Origin of the sequence: Paenibacillus sp. FSL R10-2199 (assembly GCF_038000235.1) — a bacterium.
GTDB classification, from domain to species: Bacteria; Bacillota; Bacilli; order Paenibacillales; family Paenibacillaceae; genus Paenibacillus_AQ; species Paenibacillus_AQ phytohabitans.
On record NZ_JBBOBO010000001.1, the window covers coordinates 2,334,485 to 2,354,489 of the forward strand.

At 54.8% G+C, this 20,005-nt stretch carries 18 protein-coding genes; 12 read left to right on the top strand and 6 right to left on the bottom strand.

Features of this window, described 5'->3' with window-relative positions; genetic code table 11:
• Positions 1-663 precede the first annotated feature (663 nt).
• Entirely contained in the window at positions 664-1,443 is a 780-nt protein-coding gene (locus tag NYE33_RS10335; RefSeq protein ID WP_341068633.1) for an AAA family ATPase, read from the bottom strand.
• A gap of 279 nt (positions 1,444-1,722) precedes the next feature.
• On the opposite strand from NYE33_RS10335, the gene NYE33_RS10340 reads away from it, so the two are divergent.
• The 3 genes from NYE33_RS10340 (at position 1,723) to NYE33_RS10350 (ending at position 6,056) form a co-directional block, all read left to right on the top strand.
• Positions 1,723-2,820: a CgeB family protein gene (locus NYE33_RS10340; RefSeq protein WP_371916299.1), complete on the top strand. Its 1,098-nt coding sequence runs from the start codon at positions 1,723-1,725 to the stop codon at positions 2,818-2,820.
• Positions 2,821-2,852: 32 nt separating this feature from the next.
• The gene (locus tag NYE33_RS10345; RefSeq protein ID WP_076247543.1) at positions 2,853-3,986 is read left to right on the top strand and encodes a CgeB family protein; all 1,134 of its coding nucleotides are present in this window, start codon (positions 2,853-2,855) and stop codon (positions 3,984-3,986) included.
• Between the two features lie 357 nt (positions 3,987-4,343).
• Complete coding sequence (locus tag NYE33_RS10350; RefSeq protein WP_341065648.1) at positions 4,344-6,056, top strand: glycosyltransferase; 1,713 nt, start codon at positions 4,344-4,346, stop codon at positions 6,054-6,056.
• Between the two features lie 455 nt (positions 6,057-6,511).
• On the opposite strand, the gene NYE33_RS10355 is transcribed toward NYE33_RS10350, so the two are convergent.
• On the bottom strand, positions 6,512-6,799 hold the full coding sequence (locus tag NYE33_RS10355; RefSeq protein WP_341065649.1) for a hypothetical protein: 288 nt from the start codon (positions 6,797-6,799) through the stop codon (positions 6,512-6,514).
• Between the two features lie 110 nt (positions 6,800-6,909).
• Between NYE33_RS10355 and wecB the strand changes: the two genes are divergently transcribed.
• The 8 genes from wecB to NYE33_RS10395 all read left to right on the top strand — a co-directional run bounded on the left by wecB (position 6,910) and on the right by NYE33_RS10395 (position 14,104).
• Complete coding sequence (wecB, locus tag NYE33_RS10360) at positions 6,910-8,004, top strand: non-hydrolyzing UDP-N-acetylglucosamine 2-epimerase (protein WP_341065651.1); 1,095 nt, start codon at positions 6,910-6,912, stop codon at positions 8,002-8,004.
• Complete coding sequence (locus NYE33_RS10365) at positions 7,994-8,980, top strand: polysaccharide biosynthesis protein (protein WP_341065652.1); 987 nt, start codon at positions 7,994-7,996, stop codon at positions 8,978-8,980. Before wecB ends, NYE33_RS10365 begins: the two co-directional genes overlap by 11 nt.
• Positions 8,977-9,816 (top strand): dTDP-4-dehydrorhamnose reductase family protein, encoded by an 840-nt coding sequence (locus tag NYE33_RS10370; protein ID WP_042139750.1) that lies wholly within the window; start codon positions 8,977-8,979, stop codon positions 9,814-9,816. Before NYE33_RS10365 ends, NYE33_RS10370 begins: the two co-directional genes overlap by 4 nt.
• The gene (locus NYE33_RS10375) at positions 9,813-10,910 is read left to right on the top strand and encodes an NAD-dependent epimerase/dehydratase family protein (RefSeq protein ID WP_341065653.1); all 1,098 of its coding nucleotides are present in this window, start codon (positions 9,813-9,815) and stop codon (positions 10,908-10,910) included. The genes NYE33_RS10370 and NYE33_RS10375 overlap by 4 nt, the downstream gene beginning before the upstream one ends.
• Positions 10,910-11,626 carry a glycosyltransferase family 2 protein gene (locus tag NYE33_RS10380; protein WP_042141602.1) on the top strand — a complete coding sequence of 239 codons (717 nt, stop codon included), beginning with the start codon at positions 10,910-10,912 and terminating at the stop codon, positions 11,624-11,626. Before NYE33_RS10375 ends, NYE33_RS10380 begins: the two co-directional genes overlap by 1 nt.
• Positions 11,627-11,740: 114 nt before the next feature.
• Positions 11,741-12,316 carry a class I SAM-dependent methyltransferase gene (locus NYE33_RS10385; RefSeq protein ID WP_042139748.1) on the top strand — a complete coding sequence of 192 codons (576 nt, stop codon included), beginning with the start codon at positions 11,741-11,743 and terminating at the stop codon, positions 12,314-12,316.
• A gap of 25 nt (positions 12,317-12,341) precedes the next feature.
• On the top strand, positions 12,342-13,064 hold the full coding sequence (locus tag NYE33_RS10390) for a glycosyltransferase family 2 protein (protein ID WP_042139747.1): 723 nt from the start codon (positions 12,342-12,344) through the stop codon (positions 13,062-13,064).
• The gene (locus NYE33_RS10395) at positions 13,061-14,104 is read left to right on the top strand and encodes a glycosyltransferase family 4 protein (RefSeq protein WP_042139746.1); all 1,044 of its coding nucleotides are present in this window, start codon (positions 13,061-13,063) and stop codon (positions 14,102-14,104) included. The genes NYE33_RS10390 and NYE33_RS10395 overlap by 4 nt, the downstream gene beginning before the upstream one ends.
• A gap of 62 nt (positions 14,105-14,166) precedes the next feature.
• Here the strand turns inward: NYE33_RS10395 and NYE33_RS10400 are convergent, their stop codons facing one another.
• Positions 14,167-15,243 (bottom strand): glycosyltransferase family 4 protein, encoded by a 1,077-nt coding sequence (locus NYE33_RS10400; protein WP_305954227.1) that lies wholly within the window; start codon positions 15,241-15,243, stop codon positions 14,167-14,169.
• Between the two features lie 183 nt (positions 15,244-15,426).
• Between NYE33_RS10400 and NYE33_RS10405 the strand changes: the two genes are divergently transcribed.
• Positions 15,427-16,383, top strand: coding sequence for a YhcN/YlaJ family sporulation lipoprotein (locus tag NYE33_RS10405; protein WP_341065655.1), 957 nt, complete (start codon positions 15,427-15,429; stop codon positions 16,381-16,383).
• 188 nt (positions 16,384-16,571) lie between these two features.
• Here NYE33_RS10405 and nagA read toward each other — a convergent pair whose 3' ends face one another.
• Genes nagA through NYE33_RS10420 form a run of 3 tightly spaced genes read right to left on the bottom strand, consistent with a single transcriptional unit; the run spans position 16,572 to position 19,371 of the window.
• Positions 16,572-17,777 (bottom strand): N-acetylglucosamine-6-phosphate deacetylase, encoded by a 1,206-nt coding sequence (gene nagA, locus NYE33_RS10410; RefSeq protein ID WP_341065657.1) that lies wholly within the window; start codon positions 17,775-17,777, stop codon positions 16,572-16,574.
• Complete coding sequence (gene nagB, locus NYE33_RS10415; RefSeq protein ID WP_341065659.1) at positions 17,765-18,493, bottom strand: glucosamine-6-phosphate deaminase; 729 nt, start codon at positions 18,491-18,493, stop codon at positions 17,765-17,767. Before nagB ends, nagA begins: the two co-directional genes overlap by 13 nt.
• A complete protein-coding gene (locus NYE33_RS10420) occupies positions 18,493-19,371 on the bottom strand; it encodes a MurR/RpiR family transcriptional regulator (RefSeq protein WP_042217199.1) in 879 nt (292 codons plus the stop codon). Before NYE33_RS10420 ends, nagB begins: the two co-directional genes overlap by 1 nt.
• Positions 19,372-20,005 lie beyond the last annotated feature (634 nt).

Below are 20,005 nucleotides of genomic sequence, written 5' to 3' on the forward strand. Positions count from 1 at the left end.
GCTGGCCCAAGGCAAGAATGAGTGGCAAAAGTGCCCCTGAATCTGCCGAAAGTGGGCGGCAAGCAGGAAAGAGTGGCAAAAGTGCCCCTGAATCTGCCGAAAGTGGGCGGCAGGCAGGAAAGAGGGGCAAAAGTGCCCCTGAAGGCAGGAGAAGATCAAAGGGATAAATCCCTCTGATTCCGCTGAAAGTGAGCGATATGAGGAAATTAGAGGGATAAATCCCTCTAATTCCGCTGAAAGTGGACGGTATGAGGAAATTAAAGGGATAAATCCCTCTAATTCCGCTGAAAGTGGACGGTATGAGGAAATTAAAGGGATAAATCCCTCTAATTCCGCTGAAAGTGGGCGATATGAGGAAATTAGAGGGATAAATCCCTCTGATTCCGCTGAAAGTGAGCGATATGAGGAAATTAAAGGGATAAATCCCTCTGATTCCGCTGAAAGTGGACGATATGAGGAAATTAAAGGGATAAATCCCTCTGCTGATTTCGCCGGACGCAGGCCCAAGGCAAGAATGAGGGGCAAAAGTGCCCCTGATTTTACCGGCGGCTGCCCCAAACAAAGTAGTCAGAATAGAGCAATGTGAGATGGGCTTAAAATCTACATCAGCTGCACCGGCTGCATAGCTCCAGCCTAATTCACCTGCTAGGTGACTTTGTTCTGTTATATGTCCGAAGCATCCGAAGCATAGTCATCTCTCAGCAGCTCACGGAGCATTCTCTGCCGGTCGGTCATGAAGGCCCGCGTCACCGTATAGTGGTCTGTGTCTTCCAGAGCCACAGGCGTAATGCGCTCACCCTCCAGCTGGAATATATCCGCACCCGGATAGGACATCAGAATCGGGGAGTGAGTAGCGATGATGAACTGGGAGTTCTGTGCTGCCAGCTCATGCATCCGCACCAGCAGCGACATCTGCCGCAAGGGGGACAAGGCCGCCTCCGGCTCGTCCAGAATATAGATCCCCTGTCCGCCGAAGCGGTGGACGAAAGTGGAGAAGAAGGATTCTCCATGGGACTGCTCATGCAGAGAATTGCCGCCGTAGGAGTCTTTGATGGATCTCCCAGCCTCCGGGTCCTCGTCCAGCTCATCGATGTAAGTAGCCACATTGTAGTAACTCTCCGCACGCAGGAAGAAGCCGTCCTTCGGCCGCTTGACCCCTTTGGCAATCCGCAGATATTCATAGAGACTCGAATGCGAGGCTCGGGTGTTAAATGAGAAGTTCAGCGTTCCGCCTTCCGGGTTGAACCCCCAGGCGGCTGCGATTCCCTCCAGTACAGTCGATTTCCCTGTTCCGTTCTCCCCTACAAGAAATGTAACCTGCTTCTGAAAAGCAATCCGCTCCAAAGCCCGCACCACCGGCAGATTATACGGATAGGTATCAAAGGAAGGCACCTGTTCACGAAGCAGGTCTACATGGCGGAGATAGAGCATCGGGTCATACATCGAACTCATTTCTAAATCCCTCCTCTTAGCCGGATAGATGGAAAGCTGTTTCTTCGATTCTATATGAATTTTGGGGTGCCCGCAAAGCACCTGACTAAAGGCTTCGGCGCTCCCCCTCACTTTCCGGGGAACTGGAGTGGATGAAATCTGCAAAGGTTCGGGCCATGCGGGCGAAAGACAGGGGGCATGTGCCAATTTCGCCGTGATACAGACAGATGTCCATGAGGCGGATGCTGACTCCGCATATAGTACACTGTCTTGAGAATATGACGGGGCAGGGTGAAGGCCGTGAAAGCAAAAAATAGAAACGTGCGTCCGCGGGATTACCGTGACGGTTACACGGAAGGATACCGTCTCGGCTTGTGTGAAGCCGTGAAGCGTCTGAATTCTCCTGTAGTGGGTGCATGCCGGCCGTTTAAGCTGATGTATGTGCCCCAAGGGTTTCAGGCGATAGACACGGGAGTAACAGAAGCGCTGCGGCAGCTGGTCAGTGAGCTAATTATCTGTTCTCCGGAAACCATGCTGGAGGTGGCAGCGCGTGAGTCGCCGGGAGCGGTGCTTGTGATGAACGGGCTGCATGTGTTTCCCGAGAATCATCTGGAACAAATTACGGAAATAAGAAAATTGGGTATTCCGGCAGCGATCTGGTTTGTGGATGACCCGTATTTTACCGAGGACACATCAGTCATTTGCCGGCACTATGATTACGTGTTTACACACGAACTGGGCTGCGTAGAATTCTACCGTTCCCTCGGTGTGACTTCGGTGCATTACCTTCCGCTGTGCGTCAACCCGCAGATGTTCTACCCGCGCCGTACCGGACCGCAGTATCAATACGATGTTGTATTTATCGGCAATGCCTTCCGCAACCGGACGGAGCTGTTCGATGAACTGGCCCCGTTCCTCCGCGGCAAGAAGGTGCTGATCGCCGGCGGCTTCTGGGAACGGCTGAACACCTTCGAAGAACTGTCTCCATTCATCAAAAGCGGCTTCATCCCTCCCGAGGAAACGGCCAACTATTACAGCGGTGCCAAGCTTGTCATTAATATTCACCGTCCGTGGGAAGGCGGGCAGGACAACCGGAATACCTTCCAGCTGCCGTCCCTCTCCATTAATCCCCGGACCTATGAGATCAGTGCCTGCGGAACGATGCAGCTGACCGACATCCGCGAGGACCTGGGCAGCCACTACCGTCCGGGTCATGACCTGGAGACCTTTGCTTCTGCCGACGAGCTAAAACGCAAAATTGACTATTACCTGAAGCATGAGCAGGAGCGCCGCAAGTATGCGCTGCGGGGACTGCAGACGACACTGCGCCACCACACGTTTACCGCGCGTCTGCCTCATTTGCTGGGAGTTCTTGCTGCACAAGGGTGAAATCCATTATGGGATAGAAGGAGCGAATAAACATGAATAATCAATTTATAATGCCTGCGCCGCCTCTGCCGCGGACCCCTGCGGAAGAGCAGAAACTGAGTGGCCGCCTTACCGGCTTCAAGGTCGGATACGACGAAGGTTACCTGCGCGGACGCCTGGCGATTCTGGATGGCCGGCCGGAAGAGCCGCTTCCGGTACGCAATATCCATGTCATGTATGTGGCTTCAGGCAAAGGGTATCCGTATTCTCCGCTTGATGATGCGGTACTCTTCGCCCTGCAAAGACTGACCGCGCAGGTAACAATTACGGATGTACGCCAGAATCTGGTGGAGCTGGCTTCGGCCCAGCGTCCGGATCTGGTCCTGGTCCTGGACGGTCTGGATTTACCGCTGGATCAGGTCGCCGTTCTGCGCGGCAGAGGCATTAAAACTGCGATATGGCTCACCGATGATCCGTACTATACGGATTTCACCATGAAAATCGTTGCCCACTATGACTATGTATTCACTCTGGAGCGTAATTGCGTGGAGTTCTACCGCGGCCTCGGGTGCTCTGAAGTTCATTATCTGCCTTTTGCCGCCCACCGCGAGCATTACCGCCCGACTACCGGACGTTCGCCGGTCAGCCGCGATGTCAGCTTCATCGGGTCTGCTTACTGGAACCGGATCAATTTCTTCCGCGATATCATGCCGGAGCTGATGAGCTACAACACGGTGATTAACGGAATCTGGTGGGACCGTCTGCCGGAAGCGCCTATCTATGGTGACCGGATTGAGATCGGCAAATGGATGTCTCCGCAGGAAACGGCAGTCACCTACAGCGGTTCGAAGATTGTCATCAACCTGCACCGCTCCCACATTGATGAGGTAGCCAATAACAATACGTTGTATATTCCGGCCGCATCGCCGAATCCCCGCACCTTCGAAATCGCCGCCAGCGGCACGCTGCAGCTCAGTGACGCCCGGGATGACATGGGTTCCTTCTATAAGGTCGGGGAAGAGATTGACACCTTCTCAAGCCCGCAGGAAATGATGGATAAAATCCGTTTCTACCTGACGCATGAGGAGGAACGCCGGGATATGGCGCTGCGCGCTTTTGAACGGACCCTGAAGGACCACACCTACACCATACGCCTGAACCAGCTGCTGACGGTCATTTACGGCTAAATCCCCGCAGAACGATTGAAAAATGTGCGCATCACCGGGGACAGGTGTCGTGCCGGCATCTGTGCCCCCTCAATATACTGGATGGAGTACCGGGTTATGATGTTAGCCTGCCTGCGGCGGATATCCACCGGATGAAAGAAAGTAAAGCTTAGCGCATGCTCGTAAAACTTAAGATGATGCTTCCGGAGCGAGTTTCACACGAAGAAATGCTCTGCAGTGAATGCTTCGTAAAACTTAAGTTTACGCTTCCGAAGCGAGTTTTACTGCGATGAAATTGCCTTGATGCTAAGCTTCGTAAAACTTTTAGGGAGGTGAATGGCTGCTCCACAGCCCCTCGCGGGGGAGCGCCGAGACACCATGGCCGACAAAGCTACAATCGTCCTCTTTTCCCATGTTTCCAATACACGCAGTATTACGGGTGCGGAGAAGCTGCTGTTGTTCTTCAGCCGGGAGCTGTCTCCTTACTTTAATTGTATTCTCGTAGCCCCGCAGGACGGGAAGCTGACGCGCCTGGCTCGGAGCTACGGAATCAATGTCCAGCTGTTATCTATTCCGCTTGTCTATGGAATGTACACTCCATACGCAGGCCTTCCGGCAGACATCCGCAAGCTTCAGGAGAGCCGGGAGTACCAGGAACTGAGTAACTGGCTTGCTGGTGTGCGCCCGTCGTTCATTATTTCCAGTACCTGTGTGCACGCTCTGCCGCCGATGGCAGCGAAATCACTGGGCATTCCGGTGGTGTGGAAGATCTCCGAGACCATTACGGATAACGAATTCACTCCGATCAGCGTGGAGCTGATCCATAACAACAGCGATGAGATTCTGGCCATCTCGCAGACGGCTGCGGCTTGCTTCCCCGAGGATATCCGTGAAGGCAAGGTGACCCAGCTCCCCCCGTCCTGGAATGAAACGGAAATGATGTTTGAAGCCTGGAGCAAGCTCCGGGGAGAACGGCGGAGTGAACTGAAGGTAGCGCCGGAGGAACCGCTGATCGGTTATGTCTCTTCCTTCATTAATAAAGAAAAAGGTCTGGAGCATTTCGTCAAAATGGCTGTCCTTGTGCATGAGCAGCATCCGGCAGCCCGCTACATTGTAGTGGGTTCCCCTGGAGACAAAAGCTACTATGAACGCTGTGTCCGCAAAGTGAAGCTGGAGGGGTTAACCTCCCGGTTCAGATTTGTCGGCTATGAAGAATGTCTGCCCGCAGCCTACTGCGCCATGGATCTGCTGGTCGTTCCCAGCCTGATCCGTGAAGGCTTCGGCATGACGGCACTGGAAGGCTATGCCTTCGGCAAGCCGGTAGTCGCTTATGATTCCGGCGGCTTGCGGGAGATTCTGAACGCTGCGGGCTGCGGTGAGCTGCTTGTGCCTGCGGCCAACATCGGTGCGCTGGCCGAGCGGGTGAACACGCTGCTGGCCGCTCCGGCTATGGCGGCGGCCATTGGCAGCCTGGCGCGGGAACGCATCGAGGCCGTCTACGGCCCGGCGGCTTACCGCGCCCGCCTGTACGGCTTAGCGGAGAGGTGGCATCTCCGCTACTGCCTCGCGCCGCCGCAAGTCAGCGGCGCCGAAGAAGCCCCGCCCGCAGCTTCGCCGGCGGGCGGGGAAGATGCCCCCGCGGCAGAGGCGCCGCGGGTACGCCCCTCGCGCCGCGCCGCACGGCTGCGGGGCGCGAAGTCCGGCGCGGCAGGCTGCGCCGCGCCAAGGCCCGGGCGCGCGCGGCGGGAACGCGCCCGCGCCGTAAGAAGCGCGCGGCAGGCTCCGCGCGCCGGAAGGCCAGCGGCGGCGGCAAGCACCGCCGCGCGGGCCATGCGCGCCGCCGGGGAAGACGGCGGCGCAAGGCGGGCTGAGGTCCGCAGGGAGTCCGCGGACCGGCACTTTGCCGGCGCTGCGCCAGCCGCCGCCGGCATCGCATCCCTCAGAGGGATAAATCCCTCTAAATCCGCCGCCCCCGCCGGAATCGCGCTAAATAGAGGGATAAATCCCTCTAAATCCGCCGCCCCCGGCGGAATCGCGCTAAATAGAGGGATAACTCCCTCTAAATCCGCCGCCCCGCCGGAATCGCGCTAATTAGAGGGATAAATCCCTCTAAATCCGCACTACCCGGCGGAATCGCGCTAATTAGAGGGATAAATCCCTCTAAATCTGCTCCACCAGGCGTAATCGCGCTAATTAGAGGGATAAATCCCTCTAAATCTGCCGCCCCCGCCGGCATCGCGCTAATTAGAGGGATAAATCCCTCTGAATCCGCACTACCCGCCGGCATCGCGCTAAATAGAGGGATAAATCCCTCTGAATCCGCACTACCCGGCGGAATCGCGCTAATTAGAGGGATAAATCCCTCTAAATCTGCTCCACCAGGCGTAATCGCGCTAATTAGAGGGATAAATCCCTCTAAATCCGCACTACCCGGCGGAATCGCGCTAATTAGAGGGATAAATCCCTCTGAATCCGCTGTGCCCGCCAGAATCGCGCTAATTAGAGGGATAAATCCCTCTGAATCCGCTCCACCCGCCGGAATCGCGCTAAATAGAGGGATAACTCCCTCTAAATCCGCCGCCACCCGCCGGAATCGCACCAATCAGGGGCACAAATGCCCCTGAATTTGCCCCACCCGGCGGAATCGCGCCAATCAGGAGCACAAGTGCCCCTGAATTCGCCGCCCCCGCCGGAATCGCGCCAATCAGGAGCACAAATGCCTCTGAATCCGCTCCACCCGGCGGAATCGCGCCAATCAGGGGCACAAATGCCCCTGAATCCGCTTCACCCGGCGGAATCACCAGAATCAGGGGCACAACTACCCCTGATTCCACCGCTCATGGCAGCCAGTCCTTCACCGCCGCTGCGCCGGACCGGCTGCCAGCTCTGACAGAACCGCCTGCCCCTCCTTAAGGGCAGGCCATAATCAAAGGGGAGTGAACCCATGAAGATCATGACGATTTTGGGCACACGGCCCGAGATCATCCGCCTCAGTGTCATCATTCCGCTGCTCGATGAGCATGCGGAGCGGCATGTGCTGGTGCATACGGGACAGAATTTCACGGCCAGCCTCAGCGGGATATTCTTCGCCGAGCTGGGACTCCGCGCACCGGACTATGTGCTGCAGGATAAGCAGGCCGGACTCGGGGGCCAGCTGGCCGCCATGTTCGGGAGCCTGGAGAGCATCCTGCATCAGGAGAAGCCGGACCGGATTCTCCTGCTGGGTGACACGAACAGTGCGCTGTGTGCAATCCTTGCCGAGCGGATGGGTATTCCTGTCGTACACATGGAAGCAGGCAACCGCTGTTACGATTTGAAAGTGCCGGAGGAGAAAAACCGCCGTGTCATAGATGCCGTCTCGACCATAAATATGCCTTATACCCAGCAGAGTAAAAGACATCTGCTCAGCGAAGGATTTCCCAGCCAGCGTATCGTGTTAACCGGCAATCCGATCCATGAGGTGATTACGCATTATGAGGAGCAAATCGGGTCCAGCGATATTCTGTCCCGGCTGAGCCTTGAAGCAGGCCGGTATCTGCTGGTGACTGCCCACCGGGCCGAGAATGTCGATGAACCTGAATCCCTGCTCCAGATTATGTCGGGACTTAACCTTGTGGCTGAACATTATGGACTCCGCCTGATCTGCAGCATCCATCCCCGTACACGCTCCAAGCTTACGGAGCAGTTCCCGCTGACTATGAACCCGCTGGTAGAATTCCATGAGCCCTTCGGATTTTTTGATTTTGTCCATCTGGAGCGTTATGCCCTGTGCGCCATTACGGACAGCGGCACCGTTCAAGAGGAATGCTGCCTGATGGGGGTGCCGACAGTGACTATCCGCCGGACCACAGAACGTCCGGAGACGGTCGATTGCGGAAGTAATGTAGTGTCCGGCGTAGAGCAGAACAGCATTCTGCGCTGTACCCGGCTGATGACGTCACTTAAGCCTGCTTGGGAGGCGCCGGAGGGGTACCTGACCCCCGATGTCTCGGTTAAAGTAGTTAAATTTCTGCTTGGAGGGAACCTGCATGTTCAATAATAAACGGATTCTGGTTACAGGCGGTACCGGTTCCTGGGGGCATGAGCTTATCCGGCAACTGCTGCCGCAGCATCCCAATGAAATCATCGTATTCTCCCGCAGCGAGTCTGCACAGGTAGCCATGAGCCGTGAATTTGAGGATAAGCGCCTCAGCTTCGTCATCGGCGATATCCGTGACAAGGATGCCCTCGTGGCTGCATGCCGCGGAGTGGATTATGTGTTCCATCTGGCGGCGCTCAAGCATGTTCCTGTGTGCGAAGACCAGCCGTATGAGGCGCTGAAGACCAATGTGGTCGGCACGCAGAATGTGATCGAAGCAGCGATTGCCAACAATGTGGAAAAAGCGATTTACATCTCCACCGACAAAGCAGCCAATCCGTCGAACTTCTACGGCATGACCAAAGCGATCGGCGAGAAGCTGTTCGTATACGCCAACCTGATCGGTTCAGGCACCCGTTTTGTAACAGTGCGCGGCGGCAATGTTCTGGGGACGAACGGCAGTGTCGTCCACTTGTTCATGAAGCAGATCAAGGACAAGGGACAGGTGCGGATCACAGATATGAATATGACCCGCTTCTTCTTCACCCTGCGCGATGCCATCACGCTGCTGTTCAAAGCCTCTGAGGTCAGCATCGGCGGCGAGATCTTCGTCATGACCATGCCAACCTGCCGGATCGTGGACTTGGCCGAGGTACTGATCGAAGCTTCGGGCAGAAGAGATGTCAGCATGATCGAGGCTGGAATCCGCCCGGGTGAAAAAATCCATGAGATTCTCATGAGTGATTTCGAGAGCTTAACTACCGTTGTCTACGATGAGCAGTATCTGGTTATTCTTCCTACCCTGGATATGCCGGAGCTGAAGGAGCACTACCGCGAATACCCGCATGTGTCCTTCAACAGCTTCAGCTCGGAGAACAATCTGATGGATCAGGCAGAGATCAAGGACATTCTGATCCGGGGAGGGTTCCTCAAGTGAAGCTGCTTATCCTCGGCGGAAACGGTATGGCGGGTCACATGCTGGCGGATTTTTTTCGCCGCCAGGGCAAGCATCACGTCTTCCATACAACCCGGGATAAGAACGATCTTGGCGGGCTGTATGTGGATGCCGATGATATTGCCGGCGTAGAGAAACTGGTCGAAATCGTCTCTCCCCATTGCATGATTAATGCAATGGGTGTACTGAATCAATTCGCCGAACGTGACGTAATCGGTGCTTACCATGTCAACGGATTCCTTCCCCACCGTCTGCGGCGGGCAGCGGACAGCGTCCATGCCCGGCTCATCCACATCAGTACCGACTGCGTGTTCGAAGGAACGCGCGGCGGGTACACAGAAGAGGATGCCACTGACGGCACATCCGTTTATGCCATCACCAAAAGCCTTGGAGAAGTGCGTGACCCCGGCCACCTGACGATCCGCACCTCCATTATTGGTCCCGAAATCCGCTCCGGCGGCATCGGGCTCATGGAATGGTTCCTGGCCCAGAAGGGCCGGGTAACCGGCTATGAACGTGTGATGTGGAACGGAGTCACCACACTGGAGCTGGCCAAAGTGATCAGTTCCCTGCTGGACTCTGATCTGTCCGGGCTGATCCATCTGGCCCATCCCCGGCCGGTGAGCAAATATGAACTGCTGCAGATGATGCAGTCGGCGTTTCATAAGGAGGATGTCAAGATCATCCCCGAACGGGTCCATGTGCAGGACCGGACGCTGATCAGCACCAGAAGCGACGTGAACTTCGAATTACCGTCCTATCCCGAGATGCTTGCGGAGCTGGCTGACTTTATGCACGGCTCAGAGATGCCGACATGAAGGGCCGGAGGCTGCTGATAACCGGAGCCGCCGGCTTTACCGGCAGGCATGCCGTAGCTTATTTTGCGGCTGAGGGAGCTGAAGTGACCGCTGTGGTACGCCGCTGCGCAGCGGAAGCTTCCGTCTTCCCGGCAGGCGTTCAGCAATATATCTGTGATCTCGGCGACCGTAAGGCTGTCGCCGGGATGATTGGAGAGGTCATGCCGGATCAGGTGCTGCACCTGGCAGGCAAGAACTCGGTTCCAGAGTCCTGGCAAGACCCGCTGCTCTATATGGAGACTAATGTAATGGCTACATTGTATTTGCTTGAGGCGCTGCGTTTCCAGCCGGCCAGCCGTATCCTGGTGGCCGGCTCCCGCCTTAAGTACAGACCGGATTCCGCGGCAGGCCCGCCACATCCCTACAGTCTCAGCAAGACGCTGGAGGAACTGGTGTCGCTGGCCTGGGGGACGCTGTTCAAACAGCCTGTTCTGATGGCGGAGCCCTCCAATCTGATTGGTCCCGGACCGTCCACCGGCTTCTGTTCCTTACTGGCGCAGCATATTGTGCGCAGTGAAGCTGCGGCCGGCAGGGGAGAAGCTCCACCCGCCGCATTCCGGATCTCCTCGCGGCATGTGCAGCGCGACTTTCTGGATGTGCGTGATGCCGTTAGAGCCTATGGCTATATTCTGGATCAAGGAGAGACCGGCAAGATCTACCGGATTGACTCCGGGGCGCAGCGGGAGCTTGGGGAGATTGCCGGGAAGCTGCTGGCCCATGCAGCGGCTCCGGTGGAGATGGACTGGGGACCGCAGCATGCGGAGGAAGGTCAGGCTGCTGCTTCCCCAGCATCTGCCGTTCCGGCGAAGCCTTCGTCTGCATCTGCTGCTTCCCCAGCATCTGCCGTTCCGGCGAAGCCTTCGTCTGCATCTGCTGCTTCCCCAGCATCTGCCGTTCCAGTGCAGCCTTCCTCTGCATCTGCTGATAGAGAAGTACTGCAGGAAGAACCTGAGGACAATGCCGCCGTTCTCGGCTGGAAGCCGGGGATCGGTCTGGACCGGTCACTTGCGGATATTATCGGCTATACAAGGGCCGGCAAGGAAGGAAGAATATGATGAAGCCCAGAGTATCGGTAATCATTCCCTTTTATAATTGCCCTTATATTGAGCAGGCGCTGCAAAGCGCCTTGGCTCAATCCTGGCAGCCTTATGAGATTATCGTGGTTGATGACGGATCATTCATGCATGCAGAGCGCATTACCCCATATTTGCCGCATATTCACTACCTGGGCAAAGCCAATGGTGGTACTGCCTCCGCACTGAATCACGGTATTGCCCATTCTACAGGGGATTATGTAGTCTGGCTTAGCTCGGATGATATGTTCTATCGTGACAAGATCAACAACCAGGTTCTGTTCATGGAGCAGAACCGTTTGCTGATCACATACACCAATTTCAACTTCATTAACGGGGATTCGCAGCTGACCCAGCTGAACGCAGCGGCAGTGTTTCATAACCAGCTGGACTACTTACGCTGTTTCCTGCAGGGCAATCCCATCAACGGCTGCACCGTGATGTTCAAGCGGGAGATATTCGGAGCCATCGGCCTGTTCAATGAAGCTCTTCCGTACACTCATGATTATGATTTGTGGTACCGGGCGATTCTGAACGGATACCCTCCTATTATGCTCAATCAGTCTTTAACGGCCTACCGCCGGCATGACGGCATGGGGACGATCAAACATTATGATGTCATTATGGCTGAAGCCGCAGCGACCAATGCCCGCTATCATGCCCCGCTGAGCAGCCTGATCGCTTCCATGGGCGGCTAAGCAGGAGTAAAAATAAGAAGCGGGTGCAACTAATTAAGCCCATGCTTCCGAATTGAGTTTTGCGAAGAGAATTCAGGAAGTTGATGTTATCACAACTTTTAGGAGGGAAAGCATATGTACCGGGAAATAGAAGTGAAAGACTTCCTGCCGGTCCTGCTGGAGCAGCTGAAATTCTCCGAGAGTATCCTGGATATCGGCAGCGGTACCGGTACGCTGCTGGAACGATATGAAGCGGCTGTTGTGCTGGGGCTGGATATCCACAGACCTTATCTGCTGCACCGCAAATACAAATCCCCGCATATCATTCCGGTTCATGCCGATGCCAGCCATATTGATAAGCTGTTTCTGCCGGGAACATTCTCTGCGGTTACACTGATTGATTCCCTGGAGCATTTCTCGATGAGAGAAGGCACGGAGCTGCTGCGGAAAGCGGAGATCATTGCTTCGAACCGGGTAGTCGTATTCACGCCGCGGGGGTTCTTCCCGCAGGAGGGAAAGGATCATTTCAACCTGCACGGAGAGTATTACCAGAAGCACTGGAGCGGCTGGGAGCCTGAGGATTTCCTGAAGCTGGGCTACGCTGTAACTGTACTGAAAGGCTTCCATCATGCGGAGAATCCTTCATTCCGTGAAGCGTTTGGCGAGGATCATGCGCCGCTGGATGCTTTGCTGGCCTGCAAAACAGTATAAATTGAATCGGGAAGGAGGTGAGCGCATGATTCCAAAAACCAAGGTTTCGGTGGTGATTCCCTTCTACAATTGCCCTTATGTGGATTTGGCGGTGAAGAGTGTGCTGGCTCAGAGCTACCCGGACATTGAGCTGATCGTTGTCGATGACGGTTCTACACGCTATATGGAGAAGCTTGAGGCGTACAAGGACAATATTGTGTATATCCGCAAAACCAACGGCGGTACCGCCTCGGCGCTCAACATGGGAATCAAGGCGGCCAGCGGAGCTTATTTTGCCTGGTTAAGTGCTGATGACCTGTTCCACCCGGATAAAATCAAAAGGCAAATGGAAGCCATCCGCAGCTCTGGAACCTCCTTCAGCCATACGGCCTATTACTATATTAATGAGCTCGGAGAGCGGTTCTCGGGAGTCATCAGCATGCCGTTTCATAACAGGGGTGATCTCATTGAGACCATGATGTCGGGCTGTCCGGTGAACGGCAGCTCGGTTCTGCTCGACATGGAGATTTTCAATAAGGTAGGACGGTTTAACGAGAAATTCCTGTATACACAGGATTATGATCTGTGGCTGCGTATCCTGCCGTATTATGAATGGTCCTATATCGAGGAGCCGCTGCTGGATTACCGTGTGCACAAAGAGATGGGCTCTGTCATACACAGTGAAGCGCAGAACCGGGAGATTGCTCTGGTGCAGAGCAGGCATCAAGGCATTCTGACGCAGCTGCTGAGAAAGGAGAGAGGGAAATGAGACTGACATTCCCGATTCTGACGTTGTCCAGAGGCGGTGCGCAACGGATGCTGGCCGAGCTGGCTAACCGTCTGGCGGAAATCGGCCATGAGGTGGTTGTTCTTTTACCCAGTCACGGCATTGTGGAATATGAAATGAAATGCCCCATTATCACTGCACCGGCAACGGTGCTGACCGAAGATGATTTTCCATACGGGGATGTGATCATCTCCAACTATTATACAACGGTGCCGGTTGCAGAGCGGGCCAGTAAACAGGGCAAGGGGCTGCATATCCGGCTGGCCCTATGCTATGAGCCGACTTTTTTACCCAATAATAATCTGTCGTTCGCCTCTTATAATATCACCCGCAACCTGCTTGTACTCTCACGCTGGCAGCAGGAGATCGTACGGATTAATCATGGCATTAAGGGCAGAATTGTTCCGATTGGTCTAAACCCTGATTTCACTAATACCCATTTACGCGGCAGAGGCGGGAATAAGATTGTCGTCTCGGCCATTATGCGCCGTCCCGAGGGCGGGTTCTCAGGCCACCGGGAACAGGATTATCTGCTTCAGCAGCTGGACATAGTGAAACAGCGGCATCCTGAAGTGGAGATATATATTATCACGCCACCGTCGGAATATGCTTCCTCCGAAACGCTGCAAGCGATGCTTGGGGATGGACGGTTTCAAATACGTACTCCGGGTAATGATTCTGAGCTGTCGTATCATTATAATGAGAGCGACATTTTTGTCAGCTCCAGCACCTATGACACCGGCTCATTGCCGGGGCTGGAAGCTATGCGCTGCGGTGCCGCGCTGGTCACCGTATATTCCGGGGGCAATCTCGAATACTGTGTACACGGGCATAACTGCCTGATGTCGTACCGTTACGAGAACCGGTTGGCCGAGGATGTCTCTGCACTTGTTTACAATAAAGAGCTCCGTCAGCGTCTAGCCGCGAGAGGAGAGTTGGATTCGGGGCGTTTCACCTGGGAAAGAAGCATGCAGATCTTTCAGACTGAGCTGTTTGAGATTGTATCCAAACAGGGCGTATAACCTAAAAGAACCTTCAAAACCCGGAAGCTGTACGGGGTTGAGGGTTCTTTTTTACGTTATTTTCAGAAGATCGAGAAGGAATTCATCATTTCACGGAAGGAGTGGGCATATTGCTCGAATCCAAAACGGGATACCATATGCTGCCGGCCCTGCTGGCGGATCGCTTCACGCAGCGGAATGTTGTTCATTAGCTCAAGCCCTTCGTTTACAGCCGCTTCCAAATTTCCGATCGGGTAAAATTTACCCGTAATGTTGTGGGTAATAAACGATCTGACCCCGTCAGAATCGGTGCTAAGTACAGGACAGGTACAGCAGATGGCCTCAGCTACAGCATACCCGAAGCCCTCTGTGATAGAGCTTGACAGCAGGAATCCCCCGGAACCGGCGATGGATGAGTAATATACCGGCATAATATGATTCGGAATGTTGGTGAACACACTGAGGCGGTCTTTCAGGCCCAGGGATTGCAGCTCTCTGTTAAATTGCTCCTTCTGGTCATCTGCAGCGAGATCGGGATCATGGAACATCCAGAGATGAAGATCAGGCTTGTGGAGCCGGATCTGATGGGCAATCTTCAGATATTCACTCCAGTTCTTATTGGTTTCCAGCCGTCCTACCCAGGCGATGACCGGATCGCAGGGCGGTTCACCGGGGATATGCTGGAAGGACTGCACATCCACAATGTTGGGAATGACATAACGGTGCAGCCAGGGACAGATCTCGATAAACAGCTCCAGTAAATGATCTGTGGGGGGAATCAGCACGGCATTGCAGTAGGAGCGGAGAAAAGGTACAGAATCAATAATCAGATTCCTTGCATCACTGCGCTTGCCAAGTCCCTGAGATTCATATATCAGAATACGGCCATACCCCAACCGGCGCAGACGTTCCAGCAGTAAATAGTCTGAAGTTACAATAATGGCATCATAATTATGCGTATCCAGCACCGCTTTGATCTCTGCATCCACGGAAGTGATAAACACCGGGAAGTTTGTCTGGTTGTGGCTTCCGGACCCCGGCATGAGGTAGAGCACATGGCATTCGATGCCGCTTTTCTGAAGACTCTCACACCGCAGCTTGTTAAGTGTCTCTACCCCGCCGCTTGGTACATAAAACGTGAATAAAACCTTCAAGATCACCCCTCCTGACATTAACCTTGCGGAGAAACACAGTCTGCTGTTTATAAGATACGCCAAGTTTCACTTACGCGTGACGGTTAAAGGGCGATGTGCCAAATCCTTTCAGGATAGCTTGGCAGGGCAGAGGCCATGCTAAAGCTTGTTACGCTGCAATTAACTATTCTTATGACGGGGGATGAACGGATGTTACGGTCGAAATTCGGTTTAACGGTTTCTGCTGCGCTGCTGCTGGGCGCGGTGAGTATTACAGGATGCGGTGCGAATAACTCTGCAACGGACAATACGGTGGAAACAAAAAGTGTAAGGGGGACGGACGGACGTATTCACGTCAACTCTGCGCAGAACGGAATGCGTGCGAATTCCTTCGACAGTATGGAGATGAGTGAGGAACTGGCGAATCGTGTGGCGGCCATGCCGGAAGTCCGTTCAGCCAACGTAATGCTGGTAGGCAAAAGCGCCTATGTAGCCGTAATGCTGGAAGAGGCGTCCGGAGGAGTCCATGCCAAGAGCACCCGGGGAATCCAGTCGTACAGCTATGGCAGTACAAGCGGCAGCGGTACTTCCGGAATGCTGAACGGTACGGGCAGACCGGCAGGCGGACTGGAAACAGGGATAGGTGCCGGAATGGGTGGAATGGACAACAGTGTGCGTACCGGCAGAGGAACCGTAGCCGGTAATCTGGGCATGACGGGAACAGGAGGTTCCATTGCCGGAATTCCGGGAAGCATGACAGGCACGGGTACTGTAGGCGGTACGGGCGTTGCAAATCCGGATAATTATCCCGGGAACGGCAACAACGGTATTATGTCCCGCAGTAATATGGTCGATGGACGTCATATGAAACGCGACATCGATGAAAGCATGGGCAATAACATCGGAATCCGCAGTGTAGCCCCGGGTAACGGAACCGCGATAACGGATAAGGACACGCTTACCCAGGAGATGAAGGATAAGATCGCCGCAGAAGTTAAAAAGGGGAAGACAGACCTTAAGAATGTGTATGTCTCGGCCAACCCCGATTTCGTCGAGCGGGCAGATTATTATGCGCAGGAATTCCGTGCAGGGCATCCGCTTAAAGGCTTTGCGAATGAATTCCGTACGATGGTCGAACGGATTTTCCCTACGCGCAGCGGGTATTGAGCATGAAGTAAGCCGCCCTGTCTCAATTAGGCTAGTATTCCAGAGGAATATGATGCTTATTCAGCATGAGGGCACAGTACAAGATTACACAAACAGCCAAGCAGCCACCGCTCCGAATCCGGGCCGAATGGCTGCTTGGCTTGCTTATACATATATAGAATGGATCAGGGCAGCAGACAGCTCGCAGTTTACCCGATTTCAGCCTCCAGCTTGCGTCCGCCAATCCATACTCCGCGCAGATTCAGCCCATCATCCAGCAGCAGGATATCGCCGCGTTTGCCTGCCTCCAGCGAGCCGATAGACCGCTGCATGCCAAGTGACACCGCAGGGGTAAGGCTGGCTGCCTGTGAGGCCTCCGGCAGGCTGAGGCCGATCTCCTGAACCAGATAACGGAAGCCGCGGATCATGGTCAGTGTACTGCCGGCGAGAGACTCGGGATGCTCCTTCAGCGTGGCAATCCCGCCGTTGACAATAACGGGCAAATCGCCGATGGCGTATTCCCCGTCGCTGAGTCCGGTCGCCGACATGGCGTCTGTGATCAGCAGCAGGTTATGCTCGTTCTTAAGCTGGGCGATAATGCTGATCGCTGCCGGATGAACATGAATGCCGTCGGCAATCACCTCCGCGCGGATGCGCGGATCGAACAGGACAGCACCTGCGGTTCCCGGCTTGCGGTGATGCAGCGGCGTCATGGCATTGAACATGTGCACAGCCTGATTTAAGCCGGCATCTGCAGCGGCAATAACCTCTTCGAACGTGGCATCCGTATGGCCGAGCGCTGCCGTAATTCCATGCTTCCGCAGCCACTGGATAGCTTCCAGAGCGCCTTCGCGTTCCGGGGCCAGTGTAACCTGGCGGATCATCCCCGGATACCTGGCTTCCCATTCCTCCAGCCATAACGTATTGGCCGGAACAATATGCCCGGGATTCTGTGCTCCGGGCCATTTCGGGCTGATGAACGGCCCTTCGAGATGTACGCCTGCCAGCTGGGCATAAGGCATGCCGCCTTCAGCGGAACGATAAGCATTCACTTCAGACAGCACGCGGTCAATATCATCCTTGGCGGCAGTCATAGTTGTAGCCAGCATAGATGTTGTGCCCTGAGAAGCATGGAAGCGTGTAATGGTGTCTAGTGCATCCGCATCGCTGTACATGAAGTCATGACCGGCTCCCCCATGCACATGCACATCAACAAATCCGGGAATTAGCAGTCCTTCCGGTTCAGGTGAAGTCCCCGTCTGCCAGTTAGCATAGGCTGCCGGTAGCCAGGCGGCCTCCCCGGCATATTGGATCAGGCCTTCAGCAACGGCGATTACGCCCTTTTGGATGACACCGTCAGGCGTAAGTACTTTGCCGTACAGCAGTTCACCGGATGAAACGTTTATTTCAGCCATTTTGCTGCTCCTTTATCAAGCAGGACCACTACATTCGGATGACTCTGCAGCAGCGAGGCGGGGCATTGGGTAGTAATTGGACCCTCCAGCGCATTTTTTACCGCTTCCGCCTTCTCTTCTCCGCGTACCAGCAGTACAATCTGCTTGGCCTTGAGAATACCGCCGATACCCATCGTTACGGCCTGCCGCGGCACATCCTCCAGCTTCTCGAAGAAACGGGCATTCGCTTCCAGTGTTTCCTCCAGCAGGTCAACGACATGCGTACCGCTGCTGAGGCTGGCATCCGGCTCATTGAAGCCGATGTGGCCGTTGCTGCCGATGCCGAGAATCTGCAGGTCCACAGGACCGTTATCCTCCAGCATCCGGTCATAAGCCAGGCATTCCGCATCCAGATCTGGAGCATTTCCGTTAGGGACATGGGTACGGGCCAGGTCAATATCGATATGATTGAACAGATGCTCATTCATGAAGCTGCGGTAGCTCTGCGGATGATCTACGGGCAGACCAACGTATTCATCAAGGTTATAGGAAGAGGCTTTGGCGAAGCTGACGATGCCCTTGCGGTGCATTTCCACCAGCTTCTCGTACACGCCGACCGGAGAGCTTCCGGTAGCCAGACCCAGCACGGCCTTGGGATTGCTCTGCAGCAGGCTGGCAATCAGGTTCGCCCCGGTTACTGCGAAATCTTCTTCGTTCTGGAATTTCAAAATATTCATTAAGATTGTCCTCCCCGTTTATGACGGTAGTGTTGTACATTCAGATAAGATTGCTCCAGCTTGGGAATGAAATCCCCAAACCGGGTGCTGACCATGCCGGTGAACAGAATATCGATAATATGCAGCTGGGCAATTCTTGAAGCCATGTCGCCGCGCCGCATACCCTGCTCCAGCGAGGAAGAGAACAGCGGGATATCGGCAAGCGTTGCCAGTGTGCTGCTTCCGTATGAGGTTAATGAGACAGTGGCCGCGCCGCTTGCCGCAGCACAGGTTAACGCATCGATCGTCTCCGGGGTTTCACCCGAATAAGAGACCGCAAACGCGACATCACCGGCCGCGAGCGAGGAAGCGGAAGTAATCTGCATATGCGAATCGGCAAAAGCCGTGCAGTTCACGCCGATGCGGATCAGCTTCTGGTAGAAATCCTGGGCGACAATGGATGAGGTCGCCATCCCGTACAGATCGACCCGCCGTGCCCGGCAGAGCAGATCGATCACGCTCTGCAGCCGTCCGAGATCAAGCAGCGAGGTAGTATCCCGGATGGAGGCCAGATGATTGGCCTGCATCGCCTCCACAATGAACGGCAGCGGATTGCCGGCCACGATATCCTGGTAAGAGGAGCCGCCATCCTGCGGCGAAGCATCGCTATGGGCGAGCTCAGCCGCCAGCTTGACTTTGAAATCAGGGAACCCTTTGAAATGCAGCACCTTGCAGAACCGCGTAATGGTTGCCGGGCTGATGCCGCACTCTTCGGCCAGATCCGTAATCCCCATGTGGACAATTTCTCCCGGAGAAGCCAATATGCGCTCCGCCAGCTTGCGTTCCATTTGCGACAGCTTGGGCTTGTCATGCTCCAGGGCATGCAGGATTGGAGACAAGTACTCACCTTCTTTTCTTTCTTTTCTTTCTTTTCTTTTTAATCGTGTAGTTTGTTTGTACTTATGTTGACGCTGATTTCTGTGTTTTGTGGAATGGATAAGCGGTAAATTTAAAATATTTCCTGAAATTATTTTAACTAAAATACTGATAATAAAGAAAATTATTTTCATACTCAGAATAAAACAAATCGCCCAAGGATGCAATAGTGAGTTTGCCCTAAGTGCGCGGGAGACATGCCAGCTGGAAGCGTGATAGCTGGGAAGGTGCTTATTGGGGGCCGCCTGCCGGAACATGGATGCGATGCGGGATGTACCGTACCGGCTGCGGCTGGTGATGCGATTGGGAGGGTGTGTCTGTCGGGGACGTGTCTGCCAGTGATGTGATTGCTGGAAATGCGTATGGGGGAACGGCCCTCCGGAGATATGTCCGCCGAAGATGCGCTTGTTGGGGAACGTGTCCGCCGGAGGGAGCTGCTGGAAATGCACCTGCCGTAGACGCGCCTGCTATAGACGCGTCTGATGGAACCCATCTGCTGGAGATTTGTCCGGCGAAGATGCGCTTGTTGGGGAACGGCCCTCCGGAGGGGGGGCCAGCTGGAAATGTGCCGATAAAGCATCTGCTGGGATACGTCCG

What these genes read in the sequence shown, in the direction of transcription:
- NYE33_RS10335 (WP_341068633.1), bottom strand. Translation starts at nt 1,443, where the DNA reads ATGTATGACCCGATGCTCTATCTCCGCCATGTAGACCTGCTTCGTGAA.
- NYE33_RS10345 (WP_076247543.1), top strand. Translation starts at nt 2,853, where the DNA reads ATGAATAATCAATTTATAATGCCTGCGCCGCCTCTGCCGCGGACCCCT.
- NYE33_RS10350 (WP_341065648.1), top strand. Translation starts at nt 4,344, where the DNA reads ATGGCCGACAAAGCTACAATCGTCCTCTTTTCCCATGTTTCCAATACA.
- wecB (WP_341065651.1), top strand. Translation starts at nt 6,910, where the DNA reads ATGAAGATCATGACGATTTTGGGCACACGGCCCGAGATCATCCGCCTC.
- NYE33_RS10365 (WP_341065652.1), top strand. Translation starts at nt 7,994, where the DNA reads ATGTTCAATAATAAACGGATTCTGGTTACAGGCGGTACCGGTTCCTGG.
- NYE33_RS10375 (WP_341065653.1), top strand. Translation starts at nt 9,813, where the DNA reads ATGAAGGGCCGGAGGCTGCTGATAACCGGAGCCGCCGGCTTTACCGGC.
- NYE33_RS10380 (WP_042141602.1), top strand. Translation starts at nt 10,910, where the DNA reads ATGAAGCCCAGAGTATCGGTAATCATTCCCTTTTATAATTGCCCTTAT.
- NYE33_RS10385 (WP_042139748.1), top strand. Translation starts at nt 11,741, where the DNA reads ATGTACCGGGAAATAGAAGTGAAAGACTTCCTGCCGGTCCTGCTGGAG.
- NYE33_RS10390 (WP_042139747.1), top strand. Translation starts at nt 12,342, where the DNA reads ATGATTCCAAAAACCAAGGTTTCGGTGGTGATTCCCTTCTACAATTGC.
- NYE33_RS10395 (WP_042139746.1), top strand. Translation starts at nt 13,061, where the DNA reads ATGAGACTGACATTCCCGATTCTGACGTTGTCCAGAGGCGGTGCGCAA.
- NYE33_RS10405 (WP_341065655.1), top strand. Translation starts at nt 15,427, where the DNA reads ATGTTACGGTCGAAATTCGGTTTAACGGTTTCTGCTGCGCTGCTGCTG.
- nagA (WP_341065657.1), bottom strand. Translation starts at nt 17,777, where the DNA reads ATGGCTGAAATAAACGTTTCATCCGGTGAACTGCTGTACGGCAAAGTA.
- nagB (WP_341065659.1), bottom strand. Translation starts at nt 18,493, where the DNA reads ATGAATATTTTGAAATTCCAGAACGAAGAAGATTTCGCAGTAACCGGG.